General features: G+C 71.5%; 7 protein-coding genes. 4 read left to right on the top strand and 3 right to left on the bottom strand.

Annotated elements, in window-relative coordinates:
- A partial coding sequence (locus SACSA_RS0101575; protein ID WP_019812974.1) for a rhamnogalacturonidase occupies positions 1–1,561 on the top strand: 1,561 nt, incomplete at its 5' end.
- 29 nt (positions 1,562–1,590) lie between these two features.
- Here SACSA_RS0101575 and SACSA_RS0101580 read toward each other — a convergent pair.
- Together SACSA_RS0101580 and SACSA_RS27105 are read right to left on the bottom strand one after the other, a co-directional pair.
- Positions 1,591–3,882, bottom strand: a complete 2,292-nt coding sequence (locus SACSA_RS0101580; protein WP_019812976.1) for a hypothetical protein — start codon at positions 3,880–3,882, stop codon at positions 1,591–1,593.
- A 185-nt stretch (positions 3,883–4,067) separates the two neighbouring features.
- Positions 4,068–4,493, bottom strand: a complete 426-nt coding sequence (locus SACSA_RS27105; RefSeq protein WP_332253221.1) for a mycothiol transferase — start codon at positions 4,491–4,493, stop codon at positions 4,068–4,070.
- Between the two features lie 199 nt (positions 4,494–4,692).
- Here SACSA_RS27105 and SACSA_RS0101590 point away from each other — a divergent pair, with 199 nt between their 5' ends.
- The gene (locus tag SACSA_RS0101590; protein WP_019812980.1) at positions 4,693–5,409 is read left to right on the top strand and encodes an acyl-CoA thioesterase; all 717 of its coding nucleotides are present in this window, start codon (positions 4,693–4,695) and stop codon (positions 5,407–5,409) included.
- A gap of 94 nt (positions 5,410–5,503) precedes the next feature.
- Here the strand turns inward: SACSA_RS0101590 and SACSA_RS0101595 are convergent, their stop codons facing one another.
- Complete coding sequence (locus SACSA_RS0101595) at positions 5,504–5,986, bottom strand: nitroreductase family deazaflavin-dependent oxidoreductase (RefSeq protein ID WP_028661429.1); 483 nt, start codon at positions 5,984–5,986, stop codon at positions 5,504–5,506.
- A gap of 88 nt (positions 5,987–6,074) precedes the next feature.
- Between SACSA_RS0101595 and SACSA_RS0101600 the strand changes: the two genes are divergently transcribed.
- Complete coding sequence (locus SACSA_RS0101600; protein WP_028661430.1) at positions 6,075–6,320, top strand: FitA-like ribbon-helix-helix domain-containing protein; 246 nt, start codon at positions 6,075–6,077, stop codon at positions 6,318–6,320.
- On the top strand, positions 6,317–6,742 hold the full coding sequence (locus SACSA_RS0101605) for a type II toxin-antitoxin system VapC family toxin (protein ID WP_019812985.1): 426 nt from the start codon (positions 6,317–6,319) through the stop codon (positions 6,740–6,742). Before SACSA_RS0101600 ends, SACSA_RS0101605 begins: the two co-directional genes overlap by 4 nt.
- Positions 6,743–6,862 lie beyond the last annotated feature (120 nt).

A 6,862-nucleotide genomic window follows, 5' to 3' on the forward strand; every position in this document is an offset into this window, starting at 1 on the left:
GGCGGCCGCGCGGGAGCGCTCGTCCGCGCCGCACCGGGGCTGGTTCGACGTCACCGAGTTCGGCGCGACCGGCGACGGCACCACGATCGACTCACCCGCGATCAATCGCGCGGTCGAGGCCGCCTCCGAGGCGGGCGGCGGCACGGTGTTCTTCCCCGCGGGCACCTATGCCAGCTACTCGGTCCGCCTGCGCAGCCACGTCACACTGCGCCTCGACAGCGGGGCGACCTTGCTGGCCGCCGAACCGCGTGGGGGCCACGGGTTCGACGATCCCGGCGAGGGGGCGGGCAACGAGTACCAGGACTTCGGCCACAGCCACTGGCGTGCCAGCCTCATCTGGGGCGAGGAACTGGAGAACATCGGCATCGAGGGGCCCGGCCGGATCGACGGGGCCGCGCTCGTGCGCGCGATGTCGCCGGAGAGCCCGGCGGGCACAGGGGACAAGGCGATCGCGCTCAAGCTGTGCCGCAACGTGCTGCTCAAGGATCTGACGATCGTGCGCGGCGGCCACCTGTCCATCCTGCCCACCGGCGTGGACAACCTCACCATCCACAACCTCACGATCGACACCATCCGCGACGGCATCAACGTCGACTCGTGCCGCAACGTGCGCATCTCCGACTGCACGGTGAACACCCACGGCGACGACGCCATCGTGCTCAAGAGTTCCTTCGCGCTCGGGTTCGCCCGGGCCACCGAGAACGTCACCATCGCCGACAGCATGGTCAGCGGCTACGACGTGGGCACGCTGGTCGCAGGAACCTACGAGCGTGAGGACCCGAAGGCCACCGACCAGGACGGGCCGACCGGACGGATCAAGTTCGGCACCGAGTCCAACGGCGGTTTCCGCAACATCGCGATCTCCAACGTCGTGTTCGAGCGGTGCCGGGGTATCGCGCTGGAGACCGTGGACGGCGGCCTGCTCGAGGACATCACGATCAACAACATCACCATGCGGGACGTGTCGAACGCTCCGTTGTTCCTGCGCCTCGGCGCGCGGATGCGGGGACCGGCCGACACCCCGGTCGGGGCCTTGCGACGGGTCCGCGTCTCGAACGTCACCGTGTACAACGCCGACCCGCGCTACCCTTCGATGATCATGGGGCTGCCCGGGCACGACATCGAGGACGTGCGGATCAGCGACATGCGCGTGCACATGCGCGGTGGACTGTCGCTGCGCGAGGCCGCCGCGCAGCCCGCCGAGCTGATCAACACGTTCTTCGCCGAACCCGGCGCGAGGGAGCCGTACGAGGTGCCGGAGCGCGCCGAGGCGTACCCGGAGCCGTCCATGTTCGGCATTCTGCCCGCGTGGGCCTTCTACATCCGGCACGCCACCGGCGTTCAAATGGACACTGTGGACGTCCGGTTCGGAGAGACCGACACGCGTCCCGCCGTGGTCGTCGAGTCGGTCCGGGACGCGGAGTTCCATCACGTGCGGTTCGCGCGCGCCGAGCGGACGCCGACGTTCGTGCTGCGCGACATCGCCGACTTCCAGGCCAACCACGTCCACCGACTGCGGGACGTGCACATCCCGGGGCACGTCCGGCACCGCGAGATCTGACCGCTCCCTCGTGGCGGTGGGTGGAAAGCTCAGGTGGCCGTGGGTGTGTCCAGACCGAAGCGTTTCCGGACTTCGAGCAGCAGCCGCCAGGCGAGCTGGGGATGGGCGGCCATCCGCCGTTGCGCCGCCGCGAGGACAGGGATGTCGTCGGTCAACCGTTCGTGGGTCAGGTCGTCGTCGAACACGTCGAGCATCGTCGCGCAGAAGAGCAGGAAGCAGCCGCTGTGCCAGCGCAGGGTATGCACCGGACCGAAATCGAGCCGCTCGGTCCGTTCGACGAGCCGGTGCGCCAGGTCGAGCATCTCGGACGCGTGACTGCTCTCGGAGATCAAGGACAGCTCGGAGGCCAGTTCGAGAAGTTCTGGTGACTGCTCCATCGTCGTGACCATGCCGGTGAACGCCCGCGCCCGGGCGGCGAGTTGCTGGCCGACGAGGATCTCGGTCACCGTCGAGAGGGAGGGCGCATGGACAGTCGCGGCGATGTCGGCCATCTCCACGGTGTAGCGGTGGAGCTCCCGCGGCAGGCCACCGGACAGGCAATGGCACAGCGCGCAGAACTGCCGGGGCAGGTCGACGAGCCGGTGCGTGAGCCAGGTGGCGCTCTCGTCCAGTTCGAAGGGTTCCAGCCGGATCATCTCGGAGAACGCGCTGTCGAAGGCGTCGCGAATCGCGGTCAGCCCGCGTTGTTCGAAGCTCGCGATCGCGTCGTCCGAGACGGACACCACGAACAGGCATCCCGCGACGTCGAAGACACCTTTGACGTCGTTGACGAAGTCCTGGGCCTGCGCGGGGTCCTCGATCTTGTCCAGCTCGTCGATGGCGACGATGATGCGGCTGACGATGCCCTCTTCGCGCAGCACTGTTCCGCACTCCTCCGCGAACCGGCGGAATTGATCCACCACGTCCGGATGCGTGAGGGGCTGTTCGGCGTGTTGGATCGTGCGAGAACGGGTGAGTTCGCTCTTGAACGGGGTCGCGACCTTCCCGGACCACCCGGCTGTGGAGGTCTGCAGGAAGCGAATTCGGGTGCGCGCCTCTCTGGTCCTGTTCCGCAGCCGGGTCAACGGGCGCAGGCGCCGTCGGCGGGCGAACCACACGGCCAGCCGCATGGCGCCACCTGCGACGGACACGAGGAAGGCCGCCGCGCGGAGGGCCGCGAGGCCGGCGAGTCCCACCGCGATGACGCGGCGGGCGGGTTGCCCGGTCCAGAGGGCGGCCACCGACCCGGGCGGATCACGCAGCGCCTCGGTGAGCAGGTCTCCGAGTCGCTCCGCGAACTCGGGCGCGGACGTGCCCCAGAGCGAAGCGGACACGCCGAGCAGGAGTGCGGTGACCACGGCGAATCGCGCGCCCGTGCGCACAGCGGCCCCCACGGCCGTGGTGGGCCGCATCGAGTGCCCCGCGTCCTCGAAGGCACGTCCGAGTACCGAGTCGACCTCCGCGCAGAACCGGGCGTGCAGGTGCAGGAGGAAGTCGCGGCCGTCGTACCGGTTCGGCGCCTCCGCCCGCACGACGAGGGGAGAGGGCTTGTCCGAGCGTGGGGAGGGGTCGGTGGCGAGTGATCTGATCGCCGTGGTCTTTCCCGTGCCACGCGAGCCCGCGAGCGCGATGGCTCCCGACTCGGCCCGGTTGACCACGCGGCGGAGCCGATCGGTGTGCCTGGTGGAGATCACCGCCGCGTCGTCGTCGCCGTAGAGCCCGGTCACCCTGCGAAACCGGAGCCTGGTCCCGTAGACCGGCGGCGAACGCCGTTGGGTGACCGTGCCGACCGCGGGACGCACGATCTCGGCGTGGACCTCCTCACGTCGATCACCGAGCGCGAGCAACCGTTCGTGCGGGCGTTCCGCCTGGCGCGGATACCACGGGGGGATGCCCACCGTCCGAGGGGCCTTGCGCAGGAGGATGGACAGCGAGAGGCCGAGGGCGCCCAGCGTCCCGAGTATTCCGAGGACGTGGTAGGGCACCGGCATCGCGTCCCACGCGAGCCGGAGCACGGACAGCGACGCGACCGTGGGGATCGCCGACAGCAGGAACCAGCCGACGTCGCGTGCGGTCACCGGCGCTTTCGAGGCGGACGGCTGCGCCCGCGCCTGGTGGAGGCCGACCTTCGCGAGCGCCGCCTCGTCCCGTAACACCGCATGGGCGACCTGATGGGGAGTCAGCCCCGCGTCGACGACCTTCCGGTGCACCGCGTCGTCGCTCAGGACGTCGTCGAGCGCCACCGTCAGCGCCAGCCGCGCCGCCCAGGTCTCGAAGTCGTCGGTGATGGCCCGCACGTCCCGGAACAGGCGGGGCAGCTCTTCGGAAGCGAGGCGACTCATCGATGGCCATGCTGCCGCAACGGTCGGCGCGCTCGGTGCCGGATGCGGAGAAAAGCCACGATTACGCGCCCGGGTGTGGTCACGCACGGACGGGTGCGCAGACGGTGACGCGGTCGAGACCGTCACGCCGGGTGGGCACGCATCCGCGCGGTCATGCCGGCTTCGTGGCCGGGCGCCGCTCTGGGTCAGGCCGGTGCCGACCCGTCGGTCGCGCCCGCCTCGCGCGCCGCGCGATCGAGGGCCGCGTGCTGGGCGTCCCACCACGCCCGGTCACCGGGGGCCATGTTCGGGCGGTCCGGCAACAGCCCGACGGCCCCGTCGACGAGCTCGCGGACGATGTCGGCGTGCCCCGCGTGCCGGTGCGTCTCGGCGACCAGGCTTTCGCGGGCCTGTCCCAAGGAGGCGTGCAGGTCGTTCTTCGGCTCCGTGGTCACCATGTCCGGGAGTGTGGCAGTGGGCACCGACAGTGCCGAGCGGTGCGCGCGGGCGCGGGGCACGCGGTCCTGCCCGCGGGACCCGTCCGCGGACACCACCCTCGGGCGGTTCCCGTCCGCCGGGGGAGGGGCACCGCCGCACCCGGTGACGCGCACCGTCCGGGGGTGACCCTCCACACGCGTCCGCCGTGCGCGGCGTGGCCGTGAAACGTGCGTAGTAGGGTCGCCTACCGGTCGGTAACTTGTCGTTGATCGAGGGAGTAGTCGTGAGTGAGACCGTCACGCCGGTGGACACCCATCCGCTCGATGCGGCGGTGTCCCTGACCCGCTGGGTGGCGACCGGTTCGCCGGCCGTACGCACCCCGCCTACGACAACATGGTCGGGCCTTTCGGCGGGATCACGGCGGCGACTCTGCTGCGCGCGGCGGAGCAGCACCCCGGACGGCTCGGCGATCCCCTCGCGCTGACGGTGAACTTCGCGGGTCCCGTGGCGGACGGGCCGTTCGAGATCACGGCGACGCCGGTGCGCACGAACCGGTCGACACAGCACTGGTCGATCACGCTGACGCAGGACGGCACGGTCGCCACCACCGCGACCGCGGTGTTCGGCACGGGCCGTCCCACGTGGTCGGCCACGGAGATCGCCCGGCCCGACGTCGGCGCGCCCGAGGACGTCCCGGTGCGTCCCTCGCCCGGGCACGTCGCGTTCGTGGACAACTACGAGATCCGGTTCGTCGAGGGGGCGCTGCCCGACGGGGTCTCCACCGCCCGGCCGGATTCCACCACGACCCTGTGGGTGCGCGACGCGCCCGCCCGGCCGCTCGACCACACGGCACTGGCGGCCCTGTGCGACGTGTTCTACCCGCGCGTGCTGCTGCGCACGGGGCGGTTCGTCCCCGCGGGCACGGTCTCGCTGACCACCTACTTCCACGCCGACGCCGCGCGGCTCGCCGAGCAGGGCGACCGGCCCGTACTCGGCACCGCCCGCGCGGGCGCCTTCGGGCACGGGTTCTTCGACCAGTCGGCCCGGCTGTGGGGCCGCGACGGTGCCCTGCTCGCGACCAGCCACCAGTGGGTCTACTTCAAGGACTGACTGACCGCCCCCGCCCCTGATGTTGGCGTGTCGTCAAGGCCCCCTTTCCTGCATCCAACGCAGTGAAGGAGGCCTTGACGACACGCCAACGAGCTCAGGCGCACTCGCGCGGGAGGAAGCGCACGAACGGGATGGTGCGCCCGACGGCGCGGAAGTCGTCGGCGCTGCCGTCGACGTCGAAGCCCATGACACGGCGGCACAGGAGCCGTGCCGCCGCCGGATGCCGCTCGGCGTAGCGCATCATCACGGCCTCACCCTCGTGCCGGGGCAGTGGCCACGCGGTCACCGGAAGCGGAGTGCGGCCGACGACGACGGTCGCCTCCGGAACGGCGCACACGTTGCGGTACCAGTCGGCGCGCGGCCCGAAGCCGGAGGCGACGACGTACCCGCCGCCCGAGCGCTCGACCACCTCGAGCACGGTGCGGCGCTCGTGCCCCGACACACGCCCGGTGTGCCGCAACAGCAGCAACCTCCGGCCTGCGAGGCCACCGAGGCCGAGCCGGTAGAGCGCGACCGGCAGCCGGAGCAGCGCGCGCATCCAGCCGCGTGGTGGTGCCCCTCGTCCCGTGTCGGTCACCGTCGCCAGTCCTTCCCGCCACCCGGTCGACACCGATGCTAGCATTGAGTGCATCCCTGCCTGCTGGATGGCGAAGGAGGTCAGGCCGGTGGCGACCTTGACGATCCGCGAGTTCGACGACGGCCTCAAGGCCCGGTTGCGGGTGCGGGCCGCCGAACACGGCCGCTCCATGGAGGCTGAGGTCCGCGAGATCCTGCGTACGGCGTTGGTGTCCGAGCCGGAGGAAGCCGGGCTGGGCAGCCGTGTGCGACGGCGCTTCACCGAGGCGGGCGAGTACGGGGTCGAGGCTCCCGAGCGGCACGAACGTCCGAGGGCGGCGGAGATGCCCGAGTGATCGTGTTGGACACCAACGTCGTCTCGGAACTCACCCGCGCCGAGCCGGACGCAGGAGTCGTCGACTGGGTGGACCGGTACCCGGCCGACGAGGTGTTCCTCACCGCGGTCACCGCGGCCGAACTCCGCTACGGCGTGACCCGGCTGCCCGACGGGCGGCGCCGCCGCGCTCTGGCGGAGGCCGTCGAGGCGCTGCTGGCCGAGGACTTCCAGGGGCGCGTGCTGCCGTTCGACGCCGGAGCGGCGCGGGCCTACGCCACGCTGGTGGTGGCCCGCGAAGCGGAGGGAACGCCGATCAGCACGGCCGATGCCCAGATCGCGTCGGTGTGTGTGCGCCACGACGCGCTTCTGGCCACGCGCAACGTCGCCGACTTCGCGGCCACCGGCGCGCGGGTCGTGAACCCGTGGCGGGTGGGACGGTGAACCCGCCCCACCCGCGGGCGTGCGCCGGTCAGGCGGGCAGGGGAACGACCGTGGCCGGTGTGGTCAGCACCCGGTCCGGTCCGACCTCCCGCGCGGGGCCGGTCAGCTCCAGCGTCGTCG

This window comes from Saccharomonospora saliphila YIM 90502 (assembly GCF_000383795.1).
Taxonomy (GTDB): domain Bacteria; phylum Actinomycetota; class Actinomycetes; order Mycobacteriales; family Pseudonocardiaceae; genus Saccharomonospora; species Saccharomonospora saliphila.